Annotated in this window: 22 protein-coding genes; 13 read left to right on the top strand and 9 right to left on the bottom strand. The window is 65.0% G+C overall.

Features of this window, described 5'->3' with window-relative positions; genetic code table 11:
- Nucleotides 1-241 precede the first annotated feature (241 nt).
- The 7 genes from J8F10_RS39270 to J8F10_RS25820 all read left to right on the top strand — a co-directional run bounded on the left by J8F10_RS39270 (nt 242) and on the right by J8F10_RS25820 (nt 8,077).
- Nucleotides 242-1,906, top strand: a complete 1,665-nt coding sequence (locus tag J8F10_RS39270) for a hypothetical protein (RefSeq protein ID WP_246523585.1) — start codon at nt 242-244, stop codon at nt 1,904-1,906.
- Nucleotides 1,822-3,753 carry a translation initiation factor IF-2 gene (gene infB / locus J8F10_RS25845; protein WP_246524470.1) on the top strand — a complete coding sequence of 644 codons (1,932 nt, stop codon included), beginning with the start codon at nt 1,822-1,824 and terminating at the stop codon, nt 3,751-3,753. Before J8F10_RS39270 ends, infB begins: the two co-directional genes overlap by 85 nt.
- Before the next feature lie 89 nt (nt 3,754-3,842).
- A complete protein-coding gene (locus J8F10_RS25840) occupies nt 3,843-4,136 on the top strand; it encodes a DUF503 domain-containing protein (protein ID WP_210658895.1) in 294 nt (97 codons plus the stop codon).
- A gap of 113 nt (nt 4,137-4,249) precedes the next feature.
- Nucleotides 4,250-4,762 (top strand): 30S ribosome-binding factor RbfA, encoded by a 513-nt coding sequence (gene rbfA, locus J8F10_RS25835; RefSeq protein WP_246523583.1) that lies wholly within the window; start codon nt 4,250-4,252, stop codon nt 4,760-4,762.
- Nucleotides 4,763-4,802: 40 nt separating this feature from the next.
- Complete coding sequence (locus J8F10_RS25830; protein ID WP_210658891.1) at nt 4,803-5,606, top strand: endonuclease III domain-containing protein; 804 nt, start codon at nt 4,803-4,805, stop codon at nt 5,604-5,606.
- 435 nt (nt 5,607-6,041) lie between these two features.
- Nucleotides 6,042-7,304, top strand: a complete 1,263-nt coding sequence (locus J8F10_RS25825; protein WP_210658889.1) for an aminotransferase class I/II-fold pyridoxal phosphate-dependent enzyme — start codon at nt 6,042-6,044, stop codon at nt 7,302-7,304.
- A gap of 446 nt (nt 7,305-7,750) precedes the next feature.
- Entirely contained in the window at nt 7,751-8,077 is a 327-nt protein-coding gene (locus J8F10_RS25820; RefSeq protein ID WP_210658886.1) for a DMT family transporter, read from the top strand.
- A 42-nt stretch (nt 8,078-8,119) separates the two neighbouring features.
- Here J8F10_RS25820 and J8F10_RS25815 read toward each other — a convergent pair whose 3' ends face one another.
- The 6 genes from J8F10_RS25815 to J8F10_RS25790 form a co-directional block, all read right to left on the bottom strand.
- On the bottom strand, nt 8,120-8,971 hold the full coding sequence (locus tag J8F10_RS25815) for an ABC transporter permease (RefSeq protein ID WP_210658884.1): 852 nt from the start codon (nt 8,969-8,971) through the stop codon (nt 8,120-8,122).
- On the bottom strand, nt 8,968-9,894 hold the full coding sequence (locus J8F10_RS25810; RefSeq protein ID WP_210658882.1) for an ABC transporter ATP-binding protein: 927 nt from the start codon (nt 9,892-9,894) through the stop codon (nt 8,968-8,970). Before J8F10_RS25810 ends, J8F10_RS25815 begins: the two co-directional genes overlap by 4 nt.
- Nucleotides 9,891-11,180, bottom strand: a complete 1,290-nt coding sequence (locus J8F10_RS25805) for an ABC transporter permease (RefSeq protein ID WP_210658880.1) — start codon at nt 11,178-11,180, stop codon at nt 9,891-9,893. Before J8F10_RS25805 ends, J8F10_RS25810 begins: the two co-directional genes overlap by 4 nt.
- A gap of 2 nt (nt 11,181-11,182) precedes the next feature.
- The gene (locus J8F10_RS25800) at nt 11,183-12,088 is read right to left on the bottom strand and encodes an ABC transporter ATP-binding protein (RefSeq protein ID WP_210658878.1); all 906 of its coding nucleotides are present in this window, start codon (nt 12,086-12,088) and stop codon (nt 11,183-11,185) included.
- A gap of 237 nt (nt 12,089-12,325) precedes the next feature.
- The gene (locus J8F10_RS25795; protein WP_210658876.1) at nt 12,326-12,982 is read right to left on the bottom strand and encodes a methyltransferase family protein; all 657 of its coding nucleotides are present in this window, start codon (nt 12,980-12,982) and stop codon (nt 12,326-12,328) included.
- A 37-nt stretch (nt 12,983-13,019) separates the two neighbouring features.
- The gene (locus J8F10_RS25790; RefSeq protein WP_210658874.1) at nt 13,020-14,453 is read right to left on the bottom strand and encodes an Nramp family divalent metal transporter; all 1,434 of its coding nucleotides are present in this window, start codon (nt 14,451-14,453) and stop codon (nt 13,020-13,022) included.
- Between the two features lie 183 nt (nt 14,454-14,636).
- Here J8F10_RS25790 and purD point away from each other — a divergent pair, with 183 nt between their 5' ends.
- Nucleotides 14,637-16,016 carry a phosphoribosylamine--glycine ligase gene (gene purD / locus J8F10_RS25785; RefSeq protein WP_246523580.1) on the top strand — a complete coding sequence of 460 codons (1,380 nt, stop codon included), beginning with the start codon at nt 14,637-14,639 and terminating at the stop codon, nt 16,014-16,016.
- A gap of 144 nt (nt 16,017-16,160) precedes the next feature.
- Here purD and purN read toward each other — a convergent pair whose 3' ends face one another.
- Nucleotides 16,161-16,781: a phosphoribosylglycinamide formyltransferase gene (purN, locus tag J8F10_RS25780; RefSeq protein WP_210658872.1), complete on the bottom strand. Its 621-nt coding sequence runs from the start codon at nt 16,779-16,781 to the stop codon at nt 16,161-16,163.
- Nucleotides 16,782-16,873: 92 nt separating this feature from the next.
- Here purN and J8F10_RS25775 point away from each other — a divergent pair, with 92 nt between their 5' ends.
- Nucleotides 16,874-18,619 carry an arylsulfatase gene (locus J8F10_RS25775; RefSeq protein ID WP_210658870.1) on the top strand — a complete coding sequence of 582 codons (1,746 nt, stop codon included), beginning with the start codon at nt 16,874-16,876 and terminating at the stop codon, nt 18,617-18,619.
- Between the two features lie 432 nt (nt 18,620-19,051).
- Here J8F10_RS25775 and J8F10_RS40400 read toward each other — a convergent pair whose 3' ends face one another.
- Nucleotides 19,052-19,540 (bottom strand): PH domain-containing protein, encoded by a 489-nt coding sequence (locus J8F10_RS40400; RefSeq protein WP_210658868.1) that lies wholly within the window; start codon nt 19,538-19,540, stop codon nt 19,052-19,054.
- Nucleotides 19,541-19,813: 273 nt separating this feature from the next.
- Between J8F10_RS40400 and J8F10_RS25765 the strand changes: the two genes are divergently transcribed.
- The 4 genes from J8F10_RS25765 (at nt 19,814) to J8F10_RS25750 (ending at nt 23,839) form a co-directional block, all read left to right on the top strand.
- Nucleotides 19,814-20,962 (top strand): M24 family metallopeptidase, encoded by a 1,149-nt coding sequence (locus tag J8F10_RS25765; RefSeq protein WP_210658867.1) that lies wholly within the window; start codon nt 19,814-19,816, stop codon nt 20,960-20,962.
- 180 nt (nt 20,963-21,142) lie between these two features.
- Complete coding sequence (gene accB / locus J8F10_RS25760; RefSeq protein WP_315854164.1) at nt 21,143-21,667, top strand: acetyl-CoA carboxylase biotin carboxyl carrier protein; 525 nt, start codon at nt 21,143-21,145, stop codon at nt 21,665-21,667.
- Nucleotides 21,668-21,756: 89 nt separating this feature from the next.
- A complete protein-coding gene (gene accC / locus J8F10_RS25755; RefSeq protein ID WP_210658863.1) occupies nt 21,757-23,109 on the top strand; it encodes an acetyl-CoA carboxylase biotin carboxylase subunit in 1,353 nt (450 codons plus the stop codon).
- 211 nt (nt 23,110-23,320) lie between these two features.
- Nucleotides 23,321-23,839, top strand: a complete 519-nt coding sequence (locus tag J8F10_RS25750; protein WP_210658861.1) for a general stress protein — start codon at nt 23,321-23,323, stop codon at nt 23,837-23,839.
- Between the two features lie 82 nt (nt 23,840-23,921).
- Here J8F10_RS25750 and J8F10_RS25745 read toward each other — a convergent pair whose 3' ends face one another.
- The gene (locus J8F10_RS25745) at nt 23,922-25,118 is read right to left on the bottom strand and encodes a M20/M25/M40 family metallo-hydrolase (RefSeq protein ID WP_390891151.1); all 1,197 of its coding nucleotides are present in this window, start codon (nt 25,116-25,118) and stop codon (nt 23,922-23,924) included.
- Nucleotides 25,119-25,305: the final 187 nt, after the last annotated feature.

The following is a 25,305-nucleotide window of genomic DNA, read 5'->3' as shown; positions in this document are numbered from 1 at the left end:
GTCAAAAACGCGGGATTTGGTACGCGGATCGCAGAATTCGGAACGCCCAACGGCCCGGGGCCGGGCTTTCCGAATTCGCGCTCTTTCTGCCGTATTCCGCGCTCCTGCCCAGAGTCCCCTTTTCAGCGGGGGCGGCTTGATTAGAATATAACTCGTTCGGGGCGCGATCGGTCGATCCGGCATGCCCGCTGCGTGCGGGCCGGTTCGGGGGTTGTTCGGAGCACCCCCAGAGGAGTTCCGCTTGTCGAATACGACGTCGAAAGACACGAAGGATGCCAAAGAAAAGAAGGTCCGGGTTTTTACCCTGGCTAAGGAGCTGAACGTCGAGAGCAAACTGCTCCTCGACTATTGCAAGGAACTCGGTTACGCCGATATCACGAACCAGTTGAGCGGCTTGTTAACGGAACAAGCCGACGCGCTGAAGGAACGGGCCAAAAAAGGTCCGAAGCCCGGAGCCGGTCACGCCCCTACCCCCCCACCCGGCGTTCCGCCGAAGAACGTCATTCCTCCACTCGCTAAACCCATTCACGCTATTCCCAAAGCCATCCCGAAGCCGGCTCCCAAGCCCGCTGAACCGGTCGCACCCGTTGTCGCGCAGCCCGTAGCGGCTCCGCCCGTTGTCCCCGCGCCCGCGGTCGTAACTCCGCCCGCTGCGCCGGTCGCACCGGCCCCCGTACCTGTTGTTGTTGCCGAGGCCCCGGCGAAGCCGGTTGTGTCCGCGACCCCCGTGGCGCGGCCCGTTGCCCCACCCGCGCCGCCGAAGAACGTCATCCCCGCGCTCGGGGCCGGCGGGATGCGGAACCTGAACACGGGCGGGCGCCCCGCGCCCGTTGCGCCGCCGCGGTCCAACGCGCCCGTTGCCCCGACGCCGGCCGTGCCGCCGGAACCCGTGGCTCCTGCTGTGGCCGCGCCTGCCCCGGTTCCGGTCGTGACCCCTGCCGCGTCGGTCGAAGCGAAGCCGGCCGCACCCGAAACACCAACTCCGGTCGTGACGGCCGCAACTGTGGCCCCGACCCCAACTCCGGTTGTGACTCCTGTTGCGCCGGTCGAAGCGAAGCCGGCCGCACCCGCGGCTCCGGTCGTGACCGCGTCGGCTCCTGCTGCCCCTGTTACTCCGGCGCCCGCGCCGAAGCCAGCAGCGCCGACGATGCAGGCCCCGCTCCCACCGCCGGGTTCGCCGCGAAACATTATTCCGCAGAACATGGGCATGTCCTCGACGCCGTCGGTGCTGAGCCGCCGTCCAGCGCCGCCACCGCCCAAGCACATCGCCGCTCCTCGTACCGGTGGCGGGGCACCGCCGCCCGGATCGCAACGATCGTCCGGCGTCACGGGCGCGCCCGGTCAGCGTCCGTCCGGTCCCGGCGGCCCCGGTCCGGGTGGTAATTCTCCCGGTGGTCCGCGCGGTCCCGGTGGTCCCGGTGGCCGCCCCGGACCCGGTGGTCCGCCCAAGCCGGCCGGCTCGGGTCAGGCGGCATCGTCGGTCAAACTCACGCCCGAAATGATCGACCGGCTGCGCCAAGCCAGTGCGCGCGGCCAGCGGGTGTCGCTGAACGAAATCACTCGTACCCCGTCGCCGCTCCGGCGCGCCCCGCCAAACCGGGCGCACCGGCGGGTCCTGGCGGCCCGCCGCGCCCCGGCGCGGCACCGGGCTTCCCGCCCCGCCCCGGCGAGGTCGTGGACGACGAGGAAGAGAAGAAGAAGGCCGGCGTCATCGGGCGCGACGCGCGGCAGAAGGGGCGCACCGCGGGCGACCGCGGGCGCTCGACCGGCGGGCCGCGCGTCGACCGCGGATCGGTCGTCATCGGGTCCGGCGGCGTCGAGATGGTCGAGCAGCAGTGGGGGTCGCGCCGCGGCCCGCGCCAGGCGCTGCTCCGCAAGGCCATCCGCCGCGGGCAGCAGGTGGTGACGATCAAGGAAGGGAAGATCGAGATCACGCTGCCGATCACGGTCCGCAGCCTGTCCGAAGCGATCGGCATGAAGACGGGCGAGCTGTCCAAGCGGCTCCTTAAGGAAACGAGCCAGCTCTACGGCAACAACTCGCCTGTTGATTTTGAAACGGCCGCGCTGATCGCCGTCGAGAAGAACATCGAGCTGATCGTTAAGCGGCAGAAGACCGCCGAGGAACTGCTGATCGAGGACTTCGAGCGGCTGACGCGCGAAGTGGACTCCGAGAAGCTCCGCCCGCGGCCCCCGGTCGTCACGATCATGGGCCACGTGGACCACGGCAAAACGTCGCTGCTGGACAAGATCCGGCGGTCGAACGTCGCGGCCGGCGAGGTCGGCGGCATCACGCAGGTCATCCGCGCGTGGTCCGTGACGCACAAGATCGAGGACCCGGAGACCGGCGAAAAGGTCATCGAGCGGCCGATCACGTTCCTCGACACCCCGGGCCACGAAGCGTTCACCAAGATGCGCGCCCGTGGGGCCAACGTCACGGACATCGCGGTCATCGTGGTCGCGGCGACCGACGGCGTGATGCCCCAGACGGAAGAGGCCGTGGCCCACGCCCGCGCCGCGGACGTCCGCATCATCGTCGCCATCAACAAGGTGGACGCGCCGAACGCCAACGTCGATCGCACCCGGCGCCAGCTCTACAACCTGGAACTGCTCCCCGACGACATGGGCGGCGACATCCAGTTCGTCGAGACCTCCGCGCTCACCGGGCAGGGCATCGACGACCTGCTCAACGCGATCCTGATCGAAGCGGAAATCAACCTCGCCGACGACCTCCAGGCCGACCCGGACCGCCCGGCGTTCGGTACCTGCCTCGAGGCCTACATGACCTCGGACGAGGGCGTGATGGCGACCGTGCTCGTCCAACAGGGCACGCTGAAACTGGGCGACATCGTCCTGTGCGGTGCGAACTTCGGGCGCGTCCGGTCCATGCAGAACGACCTGGGCCTGTCGATCGAGGAGGCCGGGCCGAGCACCCCGGTGCTCATCACCGGGCTGGGCGGCGTACCCAACGCCGACGACCCGTTCTACGCGGTCGACGAACTGACCACCGCGGCGAAGATCGCCGAGGCCCGCGAAAAGAAGGACCGCGAGGCGTCGCTCAACCGGTTCACCGCGGTCAAAGACATCGACATGCTCTCGGCCGCCAAGAGCAAGCTCAAGATCACCGAGCTGAAGATCATCCTGAAGGCCGAGGCCCGCGGGTCGGTCGAGGCCATCCGCAAGGAACTGGAGAAGCTGACGCACGAGGAGGTGACCACCCGCGTGCTGCACGCCGGCATCGGGGCCATCACCGAGTCCGACGTGCAACTGGCGCTCACCAGCCCGCAGGACACGCTCATCGTCGGGTTCAACGTGACAGCCGACGACGCGGCCCTGAAACTGGCCGAGGGGCGCGAGATCAGCCTCCGCGAGTACCAGATCATCTACAACCTCGTCGACGACGTGAAGGCGGCCCTCGAGGGCCGGCTCAAGCCGATCGAGGAAGTGGTTCACCTGGGCCGCGCGGTGGTCCGGCAGACGTTCAAGCACGGCAAGGTGGGCACCATCGCCGGGTGCTACGTCACCAGCGGCGTGCTGGAGCGCTCGGCCCGGGTCCGCGTCATCCGCGGCGGCGTCGTGGTCTTCCCGCCGGCCGAGAAGGTGGTCGGGCTCGACTCGCTCAAGCGGTTCAAGGACGACGCCAAGGACGTCCGCGAGGGCTTCGAGTGCGGTCTGAAGATCACCGGCTTCGACGACATCAAGGTCGACGACGTGATCGAGGCGTTCAAGATCGAGATCCGGCACCGGACGCTGTAACGGGTGCGCGCGGCCGGGGGCACCCGGCCGCGTTTACAACACGTGAGTTCTTACCGGCCGGTTCACACCGGCCGTTCGCCAAAACGACTATGGTCATCGGCTCCCTGGCGGTTCGGTTGTTGGTGCGCGAGAGCCGCACGTTGAAAGACAAGCGGCAGGTCGTGCGGAGCATTCTCGACCGCATTCGCAACGGGTTCAACGTGTCCGCGACGGAAGTGGACACCCACGACGACGTAAAATTGGTGACGCTCGGCTTCGCGGCGGTCGGTTTCGAGACCGCCGCTGTTCAGGGCGTGTTGCAGAAGATCACCGAAGCGCTCCGCGGGCACCCGGTCGCGGAGTACCTGGGGGGTGAAGTGACGGTCGGCCGCGAGGTCGTTTAGCGGATTTTAACTGGGGCGCGAGCTCCAATCCAAAGGGCAGGGGTCAGAAGCCAGAGATCAAAACACTCGACGGTCTTCGGTTCTTTCCCCGGTCCTCTGTACTCTGGAACCTGATGAAATCTCACCGGATAGCGCGCGTGTCGGAAGTGATCCGCGAAACCGCGGCCAACGCCATTTTGTTCGAGCTGAAAGACCCGCGCGTTAAGAACGTTACGGTCACGCGCGCCGAGGTGTCGGGCGACCTCCAGCACGCGAAGGTGTTCGTCTCGGTCATGGGGACCGTGAAGGAACAGCAGCTCACCATGCACGGGCTGAAGAGCGCGGCCGGGTTCGTACAGACGAAGCTCGCGGACCGGCTCACGTCGCGGTACGTCCCGCACGTCACGTTCGTGATCGACGAGGGCGTGAAGAAGAGCATCGAAATCGCCCGCCTGATTCGCGAAGAAAACGACCGGCTCACCGGGGGCGCGCCGGCGCCCGAAGCCGGAGCCGAACCCGACGGCGCGGACGAACCGGACACCGGGGCCGACGAACCCGAGGCCCCGAGCGCCGCACCGAACGAGAGCGCACCCGACCACGGACCGCGAGCCGAAGCCGCCGAAGGACCGACGGACCGCCCGAACTAGCGCCAGCGGGCGAACGCCTACGGAACCGGAGTCCCACTGAATGCCGGCCATCACCAACAAACAACAGCTCCTGACCCAGGCGCAAGCGGCCCTCAAGAAGAGGTTCCCGCTCCCCGCCCTGGAGCCAGAAGTCCCGCGCCCGCTCCTGGAAGAACTGCTCTTCGCGATCTGCCGCGAGGGCAGCACCACCGAGGACGCGGAAGCCGGGTACGCGCGCCTGCGGAAAGTATTCGTGGACTGGAACGAGGTCCGCGTCAGCACGGTGCAAGAGGTCGCGGACGCGCTCCGGCCGCTCCCGAACTCCGGCCCGCGCGCCGGGTGGATCATCGGCGTCCTGCACGCGGTCTTCGAGTTGAACTATTCCTACGACCTCGGCGACATGGAGAAGAAGGGGCTGAAGCAGGCCGCCAAGCAGGTGTCGCGGTACTTCAACGACAGCGAGTTGAAGAAGCTCAACCTGAAGCAAGCGGCCAAACAGATCGGCCGGTTCAAGCAGGTGAACGACTTCGCGGTGGCCTGGGTGGTGCAACGGTCACTCGGCGGCCACGCGATCCCGCTCGACGGCCCGACGTTCCGGGTGCTTCGGCGCCTCGGCGTGGTCGAAGAGGCCGAGACCGACGATATGGAGTCGCTCCGCGGCGGCATCGAGCACGTGATCCCGAAGGCCCGCGGCCCGGAATTCACCGAGCTAATGAGCGTTCACGCGAAGGAAATCTGCGTCGAGAAGAACCCGCTCTGCGCCTCGTGCCCGCTCAAGACTGACTGCCCCACCGGGATCGAGAACCTGTCGAAGAAGGCCGACAAAGACAAGTCCGAGCCCAACAAACCAAAAAAGTCGCGGTAACGCGCCGACCCGAAACGAACACGAGCGGCCGGGCAATTGTCTCGGCCGCTCGCGTTGTTGACCGGGCTTCACCTGCCCCAATTCTCGTCTCCCAAAAATCGACTGTAAACGTTCGCCTTTTCTCACCGCGGTTGTCACCCCGAGACACCCCGAGTGACGTAAAATAGTTTGCCATGCCACATCCGGGGTGATAACTGAAACACGGCTCAGCCGATTACCGGGTTGCTTAAGTCTGTACTTTCGGCACAGCCGATTCGTTCAGTATTTGCCACTCGGTTTATCCTGCCCAAATTACCCATTCCGCAGGCGCAAGATCGCGCCATTTGCTCATACGTCTTGTGAGCCGCATCGCCCGCGGAATCGTCAACATCGACCAAACTTCTCAGCGCGCACGTCCGATATATTCGGGTGCCTGCCGCTCGACGATGAGGCTTAATGATGTCCGCGCCCCTGGACCGACTGATTGACGCGCTCGCGGATACTGGAATGACCCGGTTCTTCCGCCGCATGTTCGACGAGTACCCTGACCTGCTGATGAAGGACCAGACCGTCGAAGCGGTCCGGCCCGATCGGACGTTCAAGCTCGGCGGGCGGTGGGTCACCAACTTCGGGTCCGACAGCTTCCTCGGGCTCGACCAGGATCCGCGTGTGACGAGCGCGATCGAGCGCGGGGTGCGGGCGTGGGGGTCGCACAACGGCAGTTCGCGGGCGTTCGCGTCTGTCGAACCGAACGTGCGCGCCGAGCGGAAGATCGCCGAATGGCTCGGCACCGAGGCCGCGCTGATTTACCCGTCGGTCACGCTCGCGAACGTCGGCGCGCTGCCGGGGCTGGTCACGCGGCGCGACGTGCTCGTGGCCGACCAGTTCGCGCACAACTCGATCGACGAGGGGCTGAAACTCGCCAAGGCGCGCGGGGTGCGCACCGCGAAGTTCGCGCACAACTCGCCCGAAGCGCTCGAAGAAACGCTGCGCTCCCTGCACCCGTTCCGGCACGCGGTGATCGCCGTGGACGGTGTGTACAGCATGAGCGGCCATCTGCCGCCGCTGGCCGAATTTCAGCGCATCGCGCGCCAGCACAATGCCTGCTTGTACGTGGATGATGCGCACGCGAGCGGGGTGCTCGGGGAGCACGGGCGCGGGACCGTGCGCGAGGCACTCGGCGGCTACGACAACGTGCTGACCATCGGCTCGCTCTCGAAGGGGTTTTCGTGCCTCGGCGGGTTCGTCGGGGGTTCACAGGCCGCGATCGACGTGCTGAAATTGAAGTCGAACTCGCTCATCTTCGGCGGACCGGTTCCGCCCCCGTACCTCGAGGCCGTCTGTGCGGTGGTGGACATCCTGATGTCTGCCGAGTACCCGGTGCTGCGGGCGAAGCTCGACGCGAACGTCCGCCAACTCACCCGCGGCGCGGCCCAATTGGGTTTGGCCGTGATGGGCGGCCGGGTGCCGATCGTCTCGGTATTGGTCGGGGGAGAAGAGGCGACGCTGAAGGCCGGGAAGTTCCTGTACGACCACGGCTACTACGTGCAATCGGTGGTGTTCCCCGCGGTGCCGCACGGTGCTGGCGTGTTGCGGATGCAGGTGAACGCGAACCACGCGCCGACACAAATCGACGGCCTGCTCGACGCACTGGCGGCGCTCAAGGACGCGACCCCGATGCCGGAAGCGTCCGCCGTCGCGTCCCTGGTCGCGGCCTGATCTGTAGTAGGGTGGGTCGAGCCGGCTTTGCGGCGAAGGCCCACCACAGCCGGCGACTCCGGCCCGGTTATCGACCTCCAAACGCTGTAGTAGGGTGGGTCTGTAGTAGTAGGGTGGGTCGAGCCGGCTTTGCGGCGAAGGCCCACCACAGCCGGCGACTCCGGCCCGGTTATCGACCTCCAAACGCTGTAGTAGGGTGGGTCGAGCCGGCTTTGCGGCGAAGGCCCACCACAGCCGGCGACTCCGGCCCGGTTATCGACCTCCAAACGCCGTTGACGTGCCTTCGATGTCAACGGCTTCAGGCCAGCTTCAGTTTCCTTTAAGCGAGCTGCGACCGCAAGGGCGTGGTGGCGCCTCCCGCTCCCTTGCGGTCGCGGCTCGTGCGGTCGTAACACTGATCTCAAAACGGATTCGACCCGCGAAAGCGGTCTCAATCGCGAACACACATGCACTGGCTCTACCTCATCGCCGCGGGCTTTTTCGAGTGCGGGTTCACGACCTGCCTGAAGCTCTCCGAAGGGCTGACCAAAATCGGTTGGTCGATCGCCTTCGTGCTCCTGTCGATCATCAGCTTCGGGTTGCTCACGCTCGCGGCCCAGAAAATCTCGCTGGGTACCGCCTACGCGGTGTGGACCGGGATCGGCGCGGCGGGAACCGCGCTCATCGGGATCATCTGGTTCAAAGACCCGGCGACGTTCTGGCGGCTGTTCTTCTTGGCGGGAATCATTGGCTGTCTGATCGGACTCAAACTCGTGTCACCGGAAAAAGAGTAGCCTCGTCGCTTACTCTATTTTCTCGCGCACACCTACAGTGCCTCAATCGCTGCCCGGCGTCTTCACGCGGAACTCGCTGCGAGCGAACAACAGGGCCGACACCAGCGCAAGCACGGCGCCGAAGCCGAGAAGCCCGAGGGCACAGCCGCTCGACGACGGCAGCTTGTCCAGTTCCGTCATGCCCCAAGCGTCCTGGCACCGGCGCAACTGTTCCGCGGGCAGATCCAACCACCGGAGCGACAGCGTGCGAACGTAGTACACCACCGTCAGCGAGCGCCCCACGAAGTCGAGGTTCGCCAACACTCCCTCGATCGCCACGATGTAAGCGATTCCGCCGATCAGTGCCCGGCGCGTGACCAGGCCCAGGAACCCGAACAGCACGCAGTACCCGACTTGGGCCAGAGCCGATACCGCGATTACGCCGCCCGCGCGTGGGAGCGCTTCACTCCAGAACTGTGGCGTGCCCGCGTAGATGGACGTGTACAGCGCGAGGACCGCCGTTGTGACCAGCAACGTGGTCACACAGAGCGTCGCCAGGAGCTTCGTGAGGTACAGCTCCCAGCGCGGAATCGACCGCAACAGTAGGTACGTCAGCGTTTGTTCTTCGACCTCGTCCGACACCACCCCGGCAGCGTACAGCAGGGCCGTGAGCGGCGCCAAACCGTGCGGCAGAAGGGTGAGGACGAGTGCGAATTCCAGCGCCTCCGCCTCCGCTGGGTGCGGCAGGGAGCGGAGTAGGATCGCCAGCGCGCACGGAACCAGATACAAGAGGACGAGCACCAGCAACCGCCGGCCGTGCGTGTGCTGGCGTACTGTCAAATCGAACAGGGCCACCAGCGCAGACGCCTCGGTGGACAGTGAGCGGCGCGGGGGCCGAACTTCCGCTACGGTCATCGGTTCACCAGGTACTTGAACACGGCTTCCAGGTTGTCGTCTTCCGAGTACACTTCGCGGAGGGACAGTCCGCCGGTCGCGGCCAACTCGGGCAACCGCGCGTAGAAGGCGTCGGGCTGGCGCGTCTCGACCAATAGGCTCGATTCGCGCTCGATGAACTTGATCCCGTCCACATCGGCGCACGTGGCTAACTTGGCCGCCAGTTCGCGGTACTGTTCGCTCACCAGGACGATGCGGTGCGGGTGCTTGTCGATAAGATCGCGGATCTCGCGGACGTGCCCCTGCGCGACGAGGCGCCCCCGGTGCAGGAGCACGATGCGCGGGGTAAGAGCTTGAATCTCGTGCAGGACGTGGCTCGACACCACCACACTACACCCACTCGCGCCGAGCCCGCGCACCACGTCAATTAGGTCGCGCCGGGCCACGGGATCGGTCCCCGTGAGCGGTTCGTCGAGGAACAGCACGCGCGGGTTGTGGACCATCGCCTGGGCCAGCTTCGTGCGCTGGCGCATTCCCTTCGAGTACCCGCGCACCGCCCGGTACATGTGCTCCGTCATCCCGACGAGTTCCATTGCCCGGTTCGCGGCCTTGGTCGCCTCGCGCCGGTTCATACCACTCAGTCGGGCGCAGGTGCGAACGAAGTCGTGCCCCGTCATCCACTCGTAGAACGCATCCTGTTCCGGGCACAGTCCGATGAGGTGATTCAGACCCGGGTTGTCCCAGACGTCCTGGCCGAAGACGCGGACAGTGCCCTGGCTCGGGCGTAGTTGACCAGTAGCCAACTGCAACAGCGTCGATTTGCCGGCACCGTTGGGGCCGAGCAGCCCCGTAACGCCCGCCGGGACGTGCAGCGTCAGCTTGTTCAGACCGATGACGTTCCCGTACCACTTGGAAACGCCGTCGAACTCGATGATCGGGGTCATTTGAGCCGGTCCAGGGACTTCACGCGGCGCGACATTACGAACGCGGACACCAAGCACAAGCCGGTCAGCGTGCCGGCCGACCAGTACCAGGGGAACTGCCAGACCATGCGCTCGGCCAAGCGCCGGTCGTTGGGCGGGCCGCTCGGAATCGGCACGTTGCGGCCCTTCGCCAGTGGGCCGACCATTTGCCGCGGGCGCTCGAGCGTGCGACCCAGCAGTTCCCACGCGCCGTCCGTATCAAGCAGCCAGTCGCCCATGCGATCGAGGTTGTTGGCGAACGAGAGCGTGGGGCGCCAGTCGGTGTAGCTGCGGGCGGCACGGGCGCTTTCGGCCCGTGAGCCGGCTTCACTCATGGCGCCCGACCAGTCGCGCATCCACTGCTCTTGGGCACGTTCTTCCGGACTTAGGTCCGGGAGTTTTGGCATATCCGGGGCGACCACGCGCCGCGTCGTGGTGGACCGCGAAATCGGGTACATCCCGCGCATCTCGATGCCCGGGGGCGGCGGGTGGGCCTTGACCCACGCTTCGACGTCCTCGCGGACGATTTCGCGCCGCTCGGTGTCGTTGCGGATGCCCACGAGCGCCGAACTCAGCATGTGGCTCAGGAAGATGATCCCGGCCCAGGCGATCCCGACGTAAATCGAGCGCCGAGACAGCGACGACAGGGCCAGCATCAGCGTGCCGGACGCGACCGTGATGACCAGACCGTACAGGGCGCCCGCCCACAGCAGCCGGTGCGTGTCGCGGACAACGCCCAAATCGAGGCTGAAGGCTACTCCCATCAGGTACGCGCCGATCGCGGGGATCACGACGGTCATGGCCAGGAAGAAGCCGATGACGCCGAGCTTCCCCAGGAAGTAATCGACGCGCCGCAGCGGGCGCGAGAGGTACAGCGGGAGTGCGTTGAACCGCAGATCGCGGCTCACCAAGTTCGGCCCGACGATCAGCACCAGAAACAGTGAGCAGAGGAGTTCGGCCTTGAAGAAGTAGGAGTACGCGACCGTCCACATCGCGCCCCGGAAATCGCGCGGGCGCGCCACCATTTCCGGCGGAAGCAACCTCTGAAGGAAGCTAATGACGGACTCGGCCTGCTGTTCGAGTAGGCCCCAGAGCGTGAGCGTCGCGACCAGCGCCAGCGCCGGCATCCACGCGACAAACAGCAAGAGCCGGACGAACCGGTTTTGGAGCTGGGCGCGGACACCGTGGCGGGCCACCGCGAGCCAGCGCCAGCGGTGCCCCGAGAGTTGCCCCTGCCAGTGTTGATAGCCCTGGTCGAAGATCGGCACAGTTACCCTCCGACCGCTTCAAGGAACACGTCTTCGAGCGAGCTGCGGTGCGGGCGCAGGTGCCGAATTTGTTCACCCGTTTCCGCCGCGATCCGCCAGAGTAGATCCGGCGTTTGCCCTTCGGGTAACTCCACCCGCAGGGCGTCTTCGTAGGGCTTGGCGTCACCACCCGCGGCACGCAACCGCGCCAAGAATGCGTCCCGATCGCCCTTCACGCGCACGTCGAACGAACGCGGGTGCGCCTGCTTCATTTCCTGAATGTTGCCCTGAGCCAAGAGCGCGCCGCGCCCCATCACGATGACGTGATCGCACACGGCCTCGACGTCCGGCAGCAGGTGGCTCGAAAAGATCAGGCTCATTCCCTTGCCGTGGGAGAGGTCGCGGGCCAGCTCGATCATTTCCTGTCGGCCGGCCGGGTCCATTCCGTTCGTTGGTTCGTCGAGGATGAGCAACTTCGGATCGTGAACAATCGCGGCCGCGAGTTTGAGCCGCTGTTTCATGCCGGTGGAGTAAGACTCGACCGGTCGGTAGCGGGCTTCGTCGAGCCCGATGTAGTTGAGGACTTCGTGTGCCCGCTGCATCGCGTCGGCCGGGGCCATGCCGCACAACTCACCGGCGTAAGACACGAACCCGACTCCGGGCACGGCCGGGAACAGGCACTCGTCCTCGGGCATGAACCCGACTTGCTGGCGGATGTCCAGGCGCTGCGTGTGGATGTTCAGGCCCAGGACTTCGCCCGCACCGGAGTCGATGTTGATGAGACCGAGCAGGGTCCGGATGAGGGTGGTTTTGCCCGCACCGTTGGGACCGAGTAGTCCCACCGCGCCGGGGGCGGCCTCGACCGTCAGCCCGCGCAGCGCGGTGACCGGGCCGTAGGTTTTGGTGACGTTGCTCAACCGAAAGAGCATCGCCTCTCCTGAATGGAACAGTGGGGCACACCGGGAATACGCCCGCGACCGGGAACCATTTTGCCGCGAAGACGTTTTTCGCCCGGAAATTTCAGATCGGCGCTCCGTGCGGTCGCCAAAGTGGTGCAGGTGTGAGAATTCAAGACGTGATCCGGGCAAACAGCCGGGCCGGCTGGTGGAATCGCGCTCGCAGTAGCGCCTCGATCTCACCAACCGGCTCACGACGTTCGTTCGGCTTTAAAACACTCCGGCCACTAACCGCGATCGCACCCGCTGTGCGTACTCCGCGTAGCCCGGGAGTTTGAGTTGGAGCATGCGGTCCTCCAACAGCGTGCGGCGGAGGAACAAACCGCCCAGAACCGCGAGCGGTACCAGCGCGATCAAGGAACCGAGCGCCAGCGCGCCGGCGAACACACCGAAGAGGGTCGCGGCGTAACCGGGGTGGCGCACGAACCGGTACGGGCCGGTTTCTACCGTTCGGTGCCCGCGGTCCGCCTGCACGCGAACCACCGAGGAGTAGAACGGGTTGGTGCGCACCACCCAGAGCAGGATCACCATCGCGCCCGCGTAGCCGATTACACCCGCGAACTGCACTTCCCGCGGAACCGCACTCCACCCGAATCGCGCGTCCAACCCGGCCAGAACCCAGTGCGTGGGAAGAAGTAGCGCGCTGATGGGCCGCGTGAAGCAGTCGCAGTTACCCGGGCCGGGCTTTTGCCGCTCGTGCATCAGCCCGGAATCGGTGAACAGGGCCATTGCCAGCATCAGGGCTGCCAGCACACCGAGCACGCCCCAGACACCGGGCAGATCCACGCGCCCGGCCGATGTGAAGATGATCGCGCCCACCACCACGGGCATGATGAGCAACCGAACAGCGACTCGAAACCTGGACATTGGAACTCCTTGAAACAAAGAGCGTTCAGAAACAGCGTTATTGTTCCCCCGGTTTCCCCACGATTACCACCCACGCCTTTTGCATCGTGTCCGGCAACCCGTAAAAGTCCAGGGCGGTGATGAGCAGGCAGGACGTCCACCCAACGGTGAGCAGGAACCAGCCGTTGCGGAACTGCCCCATGCGCTTCTTCGAGCTGGTGAAGTACAAGAGCGGGAACAGCGCCAGTGGCAGTTGCATCGCCAGCACGACCTGGCTCAGCACCAGCAGATCCGTGACGCTCCCGCTCCCGCGAATTCCGATGATGATGACCGCCGGGAGGATGGCGATCAGGCGCGTGATGAGGCGCCGGACCCACGGGCGCATGCGCCAGTGCATAAACCCTTCCATTACCACTTGCCCCGCCAGTGTTCCCGTGATCGTGCTGCTTTGACCGCTGGCGAGCAGTGCCACCGCGAACAGGACGCTCGCCGACGTCGCTCCTAATAAGGGAGCGAGCGTCAGGTAGGCGACGCGAATCCAGTCCGCGTCGTCGCTGAACGGGATGATTTCTCCACTGGGCAACGCGACGCTTTCCCGACCGTAAAACGTGGTGGCCGCGAGTACCAGGATGGATGCGTTCACGAAGAACGCGAGCGACAGGGCTGCGACCGTGTCGATGGTGTTGAACTTGATTGCTCTGCGAATCGCCGATTCATCGAACCCGATTCGTCTCGTGCGTACCAGGGCCGAGTGCAGGTACAAGTTGTGGGGCATGACCGTTGCCCCAATGATGCCGATCGCCCCCACGATCATCCCTTCTTGGCGGAACCCGGGAGTGAGGAGCGCGGCCCCCATTTCCAGGAAATCGGGTGTCGTGTGCGGCAGCACGAAGATTTCGACGAAGTAGCAGCCGCCGATGGTGGCGACGAGCGTCAGGATGACGGCTTCGATGAACCGTACTCCGAACCCCTGGAGTGCGAGGATCAGTAGTACGTCGAACGCGGTAATGAGGACGGCCCAGAACAGCGGGACGTGAAAGAGGAGATTGAGCGCCACCGCGCTCCCGAGCACTTCGGCCAAATCGCACGCGCCGATCGCGATCTCGCACGCCAACCAGTTCGGCCACCGGGTCCACGCCGGGAAATAGTCGCGGCACGCTTGTGCCAAGTCCTTCCCGGTGACGATCCCCAGGCGCGCGGAGCACACCTGCATGATGATCGCCATGAAGCTCGATAGTGCAACAATCCAAAGTAAATCGAAGCGGTAGCTCGCACCCGCCTGGAGGTCCGTTCCCCAGTTTCCGGGGTCCATGTAACCGACACTCACAAGGAACGCCGGGCCGACGAACGCGCGGTACTGGCGCCAAAAACTCGCGTTCTCGGGGGGGATCTCGACCGTGCTGTTCAACCCTTCCAGAGAAAGGGTTCCCACTTCCGGTTGGGCAGGAAGTGGATTGCTCGATCCACCCTCGGGGGCACTCTCGGTACTCACTCGGACCTCCGAACGACTGACTTCGCTGTGGTAAATAGCTGAGGCTAATTACTTAATTAGGTTACACGAATTGATGCTCGAAGTCGAGAGGAAAGTGCGCTGTGCTACTCGCGCGTGGCTTTCGGGCCGGACACGGATAAAATGACTTGACGACACGAAACACGAAAACACGAAGCGCGAATCATGAACGTGATGGTGATTGGTAAGGGCGGTCGCGAGCACGCGCTGGCGTGGCGGCTGAAACAATCGCCGCGCGCGGGCACGATTTTCTGTGCTCCCGGGAACGCGGGCACGGCGAGCGACGGCATCACGAACGTGGCCATCGAGTACACCGAGACAGACAAGCTCCAGAGGTTCTGCCTGCGCGAGAAGATCGGGCTGGTGGTGATCGGCCCCGAAGACCCGCTCGCGGCCGGGCTCGCGGACTTCCTGCGCGGGAAAGGGCTCAAGGTCTTCGGACCGTCCAAGGACGCGGCGCGGATCGAGTCGAGCAAGGTGTTCGCGAAGGAGCTGATGCGCCACGCGGACGTGCCCACCGCGGAGTTCCGCGTGTTCGACCACCCGCAGCCCGCGCGCGACTACATCGAGACGCGCGACTACCCCGTGGTGGTGAAGGCCGACGGCTTGGCCGCGGGTAAGGGTGTGATGGTGTGCAAGACCGGCCCGGAAGCGGTCTCGGCCGTGCGCCGGATCATGACGGACGCGGAGTTCGGGTCGAAGGCGGGCCGGAATGTCGTGGTGGAGAAGCGGCTCGACGGTGAGGAGGTTTCCGTTCTCGCGCTCGTGAGCGGGCGCACCTTTTTGCCGCTCCCCGCGTGCCAGGACCACAAGGCGGTGGGCGACGGTGACACCGGACCGAATACCGGCGGCATGGGCGCGTACTGCCCGGCCCCGGTCGCGACCCCGGAATTGATGAAGGAATGGGAACGCACCGTCTTCTTCCCAACCATTCACGCGATGAAGCGCGGGCGCTACCCGTTCCAGGGCGTGCTGTTCGGTGGCTTCATTCTGACCAACCAGGGCACGCGGGTGCTGGAGTTCAACTGCCGCTTCGGTGACCCCGAAACGCAGGTGCTCATCATGCGCTTGAAGACGGACCTGCTCGACTTGCTCGAAGCGGTCGCCGACGAGCGCCTTCAGGAGTTCGAGGAGAAGATCGTGTGGGACACGCGCCCGGCGGTGTGCGTGGTGCTGTGCTCGGGCGGGTACCCGGGCAAGTACGACAACGGCAAACCGATCACCGGGATCGCGGACGCGGACCGGCTCCCGGACGTGAAGGTGTTCCACGCGGGCACGAAGATCGACGAGCGCGACCGCCTCGTGACGGACGGCGGGCGCGTGCTGGGTGTGACCGCACTCGGTGACACGCTCGCGGACGCGAAGGCCCGCGCCTACGAAGCGGTGAAGCTCATTAGTTTTACGGGAATGCACTACCGGTCTGACATCGCGGACAAGGCGCTGAAGGTGAAGCCGGTCGCGGCCCCGACCGAAGCGCCGAAGCTGCCGGCGAAGTTCCGCAAACCGGGCGGGCAAGACACGAACAGCGAGAAGCCGGCGAACTAGGGCAGGTTTGACGAGCCGCGACCGCAAGGGAGTGGTGCTGCGGCTCCCCGATGTGTTTCGTAACCACTGAAAGCGTGTCGTGCCTCCCGCGCCCTTGCGGTCGCGGCTCATTACGAGATTCCGCGACCGGACTTCTCGTCCACTTCAACCCGAAATCACCACTCGTCGTCCCTGCACCGTAACCCGGCCGTCCGCGATCAAGCGGATGGCCTCCGGGTACGCTTCGCACTCGGCCTGGAAGACGCGCGCGGCGAGCGTATCGGGCGTGTCACCGTCTTTGACGGGTACACACTTCTGCACCAAAATCGGACCGGTGTCATAGGTGTCGTCGGCAAAGTGAACCGTGCAGCCCGACACCCTCGCGCCGTACTTCAACACCGCTTCGTGAACGTGGTGCCCGTACATCCCCTTACCGCCGAACGCGGGCAACAGCGACGGGTGGATGTTCAGCACCTTGTGCCGGAAGTCCGCCGCGATCGGCAGTAGGTGCAGCCACCCCGCGAGGCACACGAGATCGGGCGCGAACCCGCGCACGGCATCCCACACGCGATCCGCGAACGCGGGCGACCGGCCGGGTGCCTTCTCCACGACGCTAACCGGAACCCCCGCTCGCTCCGCGCGCGTCACACCGAACACATCCGTGCGACTGGACACTACGCCCACAATCTGGGCGTTCAGCGCCCCTCGTGCGATCAGGTCGATGAGGTTCTGGAGCGTGGTGCCGCCTCCACTCACGAGGGCCGCAATTCGGATCGGGTCGGGCATGAGAGTCTGTTTCCGTGTTGATCTTGAACACCTGCTGTGTTCAGTTTAGCGGTGGCTCCGCCGGGGCCACCGCTAAACGGGAGACACAACTCATGCGCTGGCTCCTCTCCGCTCTCCTTCTTGCACTCCCTGCCTCCCTGTTCGCGACCGACACTCCACCGAACGTTCTCATCGTCATCACCGACGATCAGGGGTTCGGTGACTTCGGCGCGCACGGCAACCCGGTTCTGAAAACGCCGAACCTGGACACGTTCGCGAAGGAATCGGTGTGGCTCAAAAACTTCTACGTGTCGCCGGTGTGTTCGCCCACGCGGGCGAGCCTCCTGACCGGACTTTACAACTACCGAACTGGAGTGGTGGACACGTACCTCGGGCGCTCACTGATGCGGCCCGACGTAAAAACACTCGCACAGCATCTCAGCGCTACCGGGTACCGCACGGGGCTGTTCGGGAAATGGCACCTCGGCGACAACTATCCGCTGCGCCCGGAGGACCGCGGGTTCCAGCAAACGTTGTGGAGCGCGGGTGGCGGACTTGCGCAGCCGAGCGACCCGCCGGACGCGGACCCGAAGACCGCGTACTTCGACCCGGCGCTGAAACAGAACGGTTCGGTGGTGAAGACAAAGGGTTACTGCACCGACGTGTTCACCAGCGCCGCGTTGAAGTTCATCACGACCGAAAGCAACAAGCCGTTCTTCGCGTTCGTGGCGTTCAACGCGCCGCACGCACCGTATCAGGTACCGGAAACGTTCGCCGCGAAGTACGCGAAACTCGACCTCACCGAGAAGAGCTTCCCGAAGACCGGTCAGCCGTGGACCGTGCCAAAGCTGAACACCGACGAGATCGCGAAGGCTTACGGCATGATCGAGAACATCGACACCAACTTTGCCGCACTCATGCGGGCACTGGAGGACAAGAAACTCAAGGACAACACGATTGTCGTCTTCCTGACGGACAACGGTCCTGGTGGCGTGCGCTGGAACGCCGGGTTGCGGAATCGCAAAGGTACCGTGTACGAGGGCGGTATTCGGGTGCCGTGCTACGTCCGCTATCCGGCGAAAGTGAGAGGCGGGCAGGCCATCGATACGCCTCTCGCGCACATCGACATCACGCCGACGCTACTAGAACTGTGTGGCGCGAACTCGGGTGCTACGTTCGACGGCCGGAGCTTCGCCCGGTTGCTCACACAGGCGCCGGGGAACTGGCCGGGGCGCACGCTGTTCTTCCAGTGGCATCGCGGCGACGAACCGGAGAAGTACCGCGCGTTCGCGGCCCGCGGGCCGAAGTACAAGCTCGTGCAGTCCGCGGGCGTGGCGCCGAACGCAAAGTGGACACCGAAATACGAACTCTTCGACATTGCGGCCGACCCGTTCGAGGAGAAAGACCTCGCGGCGGACAAGCCGGAGGAAGTCGCACAGCTCAAACGTGAGTACGAGGCGTGGTTCACGGACGTGACGAAAAAGGGTTTTGAACCCGCGCGCGTCGTGATCGGTTCGGAGAAAGAGAATCCCGTTCGCTTGAGCCGTCAGGACTGGCGCGGGCCAAAGGCCGGATGGAACGCGGACAGCGAGGGCCACTGGGAAGTCGAGATCGCCCGCGCCGGTCGGTACAAGGTGACGTTTCATTCCCCCGGCAAACTGGAACGCGGAACCATGACCGTGACCGTGAGTGCGACGGAAGAATTCATCGGCCTCAACGCGGAGGGAACGGATTCGCTTTCGAGGGAAGCGAACCTGTCGGCGGGGCCGACGCGCCTCTCGGCGAACGTGACCTCCGACAAAGGCCGCCGTGCCGTGACTCACTTGACACTGGAGTACCTCGGCCCGGTGAAGAAGTGAATAGATACCCGCGCAGCAGGATGTACAATGTGCCCGACGAGCCGAATTGGTTTAGCTCGCTGTTTTACAGCAGGCTGATGTTGCGTCAGCCGAGCGCATACCGTTGCACTCGCCTCGGGGAAGGCTGTTCCAGCACCGCTTTCGCGGCGCGCCGGTTCTGGCGCCAGGCGGTCTGGATCAACCCCGCAGTTCGTGGTTCCGCCTGGCGCCAGAACCGGCGCGCCGCGGCGGTGCCGTGAGCCTTCCGCGAACCAGGACCAGAAGTAGACCGGTCCGGCTCGTCAAAGTCCCGAGCCCCACTCGCAGAAGTGAGTGGGGCTCGTTTCATTTCCGCACCCAACTATCCCCGAGCGGTTCACGGCACCCGCTCCTTGAACCACACGGTCGCGAGCGTGGTGACCACGGATCGGCGCTCGCCCCGGCGCGGGTCGATTATTTGTTTGTTGTGGTCGCGGCGCGGATGCGCTCGGCCATCTCTTCGGGTTTGCGAACGCCCGTCAGTCGCAAGAGGCGTCCCGCAGTACGAACTTCGATCCACCCCACCCCTAACGCGCGGCGGAGTACCGTTGAACCGGTGCGCACACCGGTAATTTCGGCCAGAAGCACGGGCGGAACGGGGCGGTGCCAGAAGCCGAAATCGACGATCAGCGCGCGGTCCGTGAGGCGGTACGAGTAGGTCACGGTGCGGTACAGGAACACCGCTCCCAGCACGGGCCACGGCCCCCACGCGATCGCGAACAGGGCCAGCACCCCTAATCGGTTCGCGAGTTCCGACAGGTGGTCCAGGTACCACCGCCCGGTCCACGTTATAAACGATACCACTGCGACAATCGCGATAGTCGGTGCCAGCGTTCGCGGGTGGTAGCCGAACCATATTCGGTCCGCCTGCGCGGGGTCGCTCGTTTGCTGATGTGCCGTCACGCGCTCGAACCTCCGGGCTTAACTCGAAAGCGCCCCAAAACGTCGCATGAGGGTAATTGGGACCGAGTTCAACGCCTGTATTTGTCCTACGATTCGGCTCCCGCGTGACATGCGGTAATTAATTCAGTTGGCTGTTGAATTCTCGCGCCAAACGCGATAATAACTGTCTCCAACTCTTTATTTTCCTGACACGCTGAGTTAGAGTGCCAATACGGTGGCACATCACCCAAATTTCACTTGCCCCTGTTGCCCCAGCGCAGAACCACACGTCGTATGAACTACATCCAACAACGCCGAGCTACTCTGAATCAAACACTCAAGGCGCGGGGGTTCGACGGATTCCTCGTCACCGGTGCGGCAAACGTGACGTACATGAGCGGGTTCACGGGGGAGGACAGCTTCTACGCCGTCCTGCCGAAGACCCACGTCATTATTAGTGACACGCGCTTCGAGGAGCAGATCAAGGAAGAGTGCTCGGACCTGGACGTGGTGATCCGTTCGCACAACAAAACGACGCTCGAAGCCGCCGCCGAGACGCTGACCAAGTCCGGCGCGAAAACGGTCGGCGTCGAGGGGAACCGGATCACGCTCGGCGACCTGGAGGCACTCAAGCAGTTCGCTCCGAAGATCACGTTCGTCCCGGTCGAAGGCACCGTCGAAGTGCAGCGCGCGGTAAAAGACCCGGGCGAAGTGGAAAAGATCCGCGAGGCCGTGCGCGTGGCCGAACGCGGGTTCCGCATGTTCGTCGCGACGCTCCGCGAGGCCGACACCGAAAAGGACATGGTGGACGCGCTCGAGGGCTACGTGCGGCGCGCCGGCGCCCGGAGCACGTCGTTCCCGCCGATCGTGGCCGTGGGCGAGCGCGGCGCGCTGCCCCACGCTCCCCCCACCGCCCGGCAACTCGGTGAGGGCAGCAAGTTGCTCGTCGATTGGGGCGCGGACCTGCTGTACAAGTCCGACATCACGCGGACGCTGAAGAGCCCGTTCGGTACCTCGCCGAGCCGCCGCAACAAGATGGAGCGCGTGGGCTACGACTTCGAGAAACTGTACGCGGTGGTGCTCGCGGCCCAAAACGCGGCGATGGCGACGATCCGGCACGGCGTCAAGGCGAAGGACGTGGACGCGGCCGCTCGCAAGGTGATCGCGAACGCCAAGTTCGACAAGTACCCGGACCTCAAGCTCGGCGACTTCTTCACCCACGGCCTCGGCCACGGGATCGGCCTGGAAATTCACGAAGCGCCCCGCATCCGGGCCAACTCGGAAGACGTGCTCGAGGCCGGCATGGTCGTCACCATCGAGCCGGGCATTTACCTCCCCGGTTGGGGCGGCATCCGCATCGAAGACGACGTTCTCATCACCCACGACGGGTGCAAGCTCCTCACCACGCTTTCCCGCGAACCCGTGACCCTGAACGTGGGCTGAGAGCCCCGCGTCTCCGTTGTCCTCGGACGCACGTCTGAGTCACCTGCCGTGCCCCAAATTCAGGGCCGGCAGGATATGGCCGCGGCTCAAAACATCCCCGCGCCACTGCGCCCCTCAACTCATACACTACTCCTCTCTATTCCCCGGTCTCGCCGGGGTTTCGTTATTGAGGGTTTCGTGGTGGCCGACGACAAACGGGATGCGCCCCGGCCGTTCGATGTCAAGACGGTCGAGTACCTCCTGAAGCTCATGACCGAGCACGACCTCGGTGAAGTCGATTTGACGGAGGGGGAACAGCGCATCCGGCTCCGCAAGCGCGCCGCGATGGTCGCCCCACCGGTCGCTTACGCCCCGGCTCCGGTCGCGCCCGTGGCCCCGGCGGTGGCTTATGCTCCCGCCCCCAGTGCCCCGGCCGCAGCTCCCGCGGGAACTGCGGCCCCGGCCCCATCTGCGGCGTCCAAGAACTACCTCGAGATCAAGTCGCCGATGGTCGGCACGTTCTACATCAAGCCCGACCCGAAGAAGCCCGACTTCGTGACGGTCGGCGCGAAGGTGAACGCCAAGACCGTCGTCTGCACGATCGAGGCGATGAAGACGTACAACCCCGTGACTGCCGACTGTGCCGGCACCATTGCCGAGATCTGCGTTCAGGGCGGGGATTTCGTCGAGTACGGCACCGTTCTGTTCCGGGTCGACCCTTCCTAAACACGAGTCGAAAGTCGTAAGGTCGAACGTCGTAAGTTGAAGACCTGAGCGGCTGACACCACGACTTTCGACCTTACGACTTTACGAATATGTTCAACCGGATTCTTGTCGCCAACCGCGGGGAGATCGCGCTGCGGGTGATCCGCGCGTGTCACGATCTCAACATCGAGGCGGTCGCGGTCTATTCGGAAGCCGATCGCGGCGCGCCGTGGTTGGACCACGCCGACCAGACCGTGTGCATCGGCCCGGCCGTTTCCGCCGAGAGCTACCTCAAGATCCCGCGGATCATCGCCGCGGCTGAAAAAACCGGCTCGCAGGCTATTCACCCCGGTTACGGGTTCCTCTCCGAGAACAGCCGGTTCGCGGAGCAGTGCCGCGCGTCCGGCATCGATTTCATCGGGCCGTCCGTGGACGCGATGGACCGGCTCGGGAACAAAGACAAATCAAAGACGGTGGCGAGAGCCGCGAAGGTACCCACCGTCCCCGGGAGCGACGGGTTAATCGAGTCCGAGGAGGAGGCGAAGCGGTTCGCCCGGAACGTCGGGTACCCGGTGCTGGTCAAAGCGTCCGCCGGGGGCGGGGGGCGCGGGATGCGCGTCGCCCGTGACGAGGCGGAACTCGTGACCGGGTTGGCCGCGGCGCGGGCCGAGGCCGAGGCCGCGTTCAAAGACGGCAGCGTGTTCCTGGAAAAGTACCTCGACCGCCCGCGGCACGTCGAGGTGCAACTCATCGGCGACCAGCACGGGAACGTGATTCACCTGTTCGAGCGCGACTGCTCGCTCCAGCGCCGGCACCAAAAGCTGGTGGAGGAATCACCGTCGCCGAACTTGCCGGACAAGGTGCGCCAGGAGATGTGTGCGGCGGCCGTGCGGCTCGCGAAGGAGGCCAACTATTACAACGCGGGCACCTGCGAGTTCCTCGTGGACCAGCAGAACAACTTCTACTTCATCGAGGTGAACGCCCGCGTGCAGGTGGAGCACCCGGTCACGGAACTGGTGACCGGGGTGGACATCATCCGCGAGCAGATCCGGGTGGCCGCCGGCGAGAAACTGCGCTTTACTCAGAAGGACATCCAGCAGCGCGGGTGCGCGATCGAGGTGCGCATCAACGCGGAAGACCCGGCCAACGACTTCCGCGGGAGCCCCGGCGTGGTGAAGACCTGGCGCCCGCCCGGCGGACCGGGCGTGCGGCTCGACTCTCACGTGTGCGCCGGGTACCGCGTGCCGTCCAACTACGACAGCATGGTGGCGAAGTTGCTCGTTCACCAGCCGACGCGGGCCGAGGCGTTCGCGGTGATGCGGCGCTGTCTGCGCGAGTTCGTGGTCGAGGGCATTCACACCACGATCCCGATTCTGAAGACCATTTTTGACAACCCGCAGTTCATCGAAGGGAAGGTGGACACCACCTTCATCGAGCGCGTGTTGCTCCCTCGCACCGAGTAACTGAAAGTAACCGGCGCGCACAAAGCGTGACGAGCAACGGGACGCGCACGTGTGCGCGTCCCGTTGCGTTTTCGTTTCATTTCTTCACACAAATGTCTGGTCCGCGGTTCCACAATGATTCGGCATCGCGTGTGCATCCAGCCTATCGTCTGAATCGGATCGGGGCCGCCCGACACATCGAAGCCGGCCCGGTTAAGTCAGGAGAATCATCATGAAGAAGGCAACAGCGAACGCCGTGGTCGGCGTCTTTTACACTCGTTCGGAAGCCGAGTCCGCGATCCGCGACCTGCGCGCTGCGGGGTTCGCCGACGACAGCATCGGTATGATCGCGCGCGACGCTGAAGGCAACATGGTAAACGAGCGGAACAATGAAACCCTCGCCGGCGAAGGGGCTGCGGCCGGTGCGGTTGTCGGTGCCGGGGCCGGGGCTCTCGTGGGCCTGGGCGTCCTGGCGGGCACGATTCCGGTGATCGGGCCGGTACTGGCGATCGGTACGCTGGGCACCGTGCTGCTCAACGCGGCCGGTGGCGCGGCCATTCTGGGTCTGGTCGGTGCGCTGATCGGCGTGGGCATCCCGGAAGATGATGCTCGGTACTACGAGTCCGAAGTTCACGGGGGCCGGTTCCTCGTGACCGTGGAAGCCGGGAACCGTCAGGCCGAAGCGTGGACGACACTGCACCGCGCGGGCGGTTACAACCGCACCACGCCGGCGCTCAACGCCTCGGTGTAATCGCGAAGTGAGAGCTTGGAAACGCACGAACCCGGCCTTTGGCCGGGTTCGCGTCGTTTAAGGTGGCCCCTACCCGGGTGCTTCACTCCGCAGTCGCGAGCGCCAGTGCCACGCGGCAGCCGCTCTCGAACTCGGTCAGGTCCACGAACTCTTTCACGGTGTGAATCTCGTTCTGGCCCGCGCCGAAGGTCACGGTCGGGATACCGTGTTTCACCATCCAGTTCGCGTCGAGCCCGCCATTGGTCACGCGCAAGTTCGGCTCGCGGCCCAAAGTGCGGACCGCGGACTCGGCCAACTTAATTACCGGTGCATCGGACTTCAGCCGGAACGGGACGTAATCCAGGCGGGAGGTAAACTTCAGCTTCGCGGTGCGGCCCTCGTGGTCCTTCACCTTCGACGCGGCGTTGGTGAACGCGGCCTTGAACGCGGCCGTGATCTCGCGCACGAACTTCGCGTCGTGGCTGCGGCTCTCGCCCTTCACGTGAACGAAGTCGGTGACTACGTTGGTCGCGTCGCCCGCGCTCTTGCCATCAAGCGTACCGACCGAACCCACGTTGCTCGTCCCCTCGCGCCCGTCCTTCACGACCTTGCCGAACCACCCGCCCTCGTAAACCTCGGCCATCGCCAGTGCCAGCACCATCGTCGCGGAGATGCCTTTTTCGGGGGCCACGCCCGCGTGCGCGGCCTTCCCGCGAATGTCCACGGTCCAGCGGTCCGCACCGATGGCGCCGATGATGACGTCCGCGGCGCTGCGCCCGTCGAAGTTGAAGCCCACGACCGGGCCGCCGAGGTCGGTCGGGTTCAGGTGCTTCGCGCCGAACAGCCCGCTCTCCTCGCGGACCGTGAACAGCATCGTGATCGGCGGGTGCGGGAGGTTCTGCTTGATGAGTTCGGCCGCGAGTGTAACCAGCACCGCGCACCCGGTGCGGTTGTCGCCGCCGAGGGCGGTGGTGCCTTCGAGTTCGTTCACGACGCGCTTGCCGACTACTTTCGGCTTCGCCCCGGCGCACAGCGGAACGGTGTCCATGTGCGTCATGAACAGAATCGGCTTCGCGCTCTTCTTGCCGGTGCCGGGCAACTTCACGATGAGGTTGCCGATCGGCGTCGGCTCCGGGATGCGCGTGTGGGCGTCGTCGAAGCTGATGGCCTTCGCCGGCACGCCGACTTCCTTGAGTGCCGCGACCAGCTCTTTTCCGATGGGCGCTTCGTGCCCGGTGATTGCGTTGATTCCGAGGAACCGCACGAGCCGCTGAACCGCGGCGGCGGTATCGAACTGAATCGCGGGCGGGGTGGCCGTGATGGGTGGCATGGGTTTGGCTCGGATGGGGAGCGTGAATTGAGATAAAGTATAGCGACTGCTGTGCGCGTGTCAGAAATGACAGAAAAGAGCCGCGGGCACCAGCGACCGGAAAGAGCCACGGATGACGCGGATAACACGGATCAAAACCAAGAGCGACCAAAAATTC

Source organism: Gemmata palustris, assembly GCF_017939745.1.
GTDB lineage: Bacteria > Planctomycetota > Planctomycetia > Gemmatales > Gemmataceae > Gemmata > Gemmata palustris.
The sequence above is the reverse complement of the archived record's forward strand: the minus strand, read 5'-3'. Positions and strand labels throughout refer to the sequence as shown.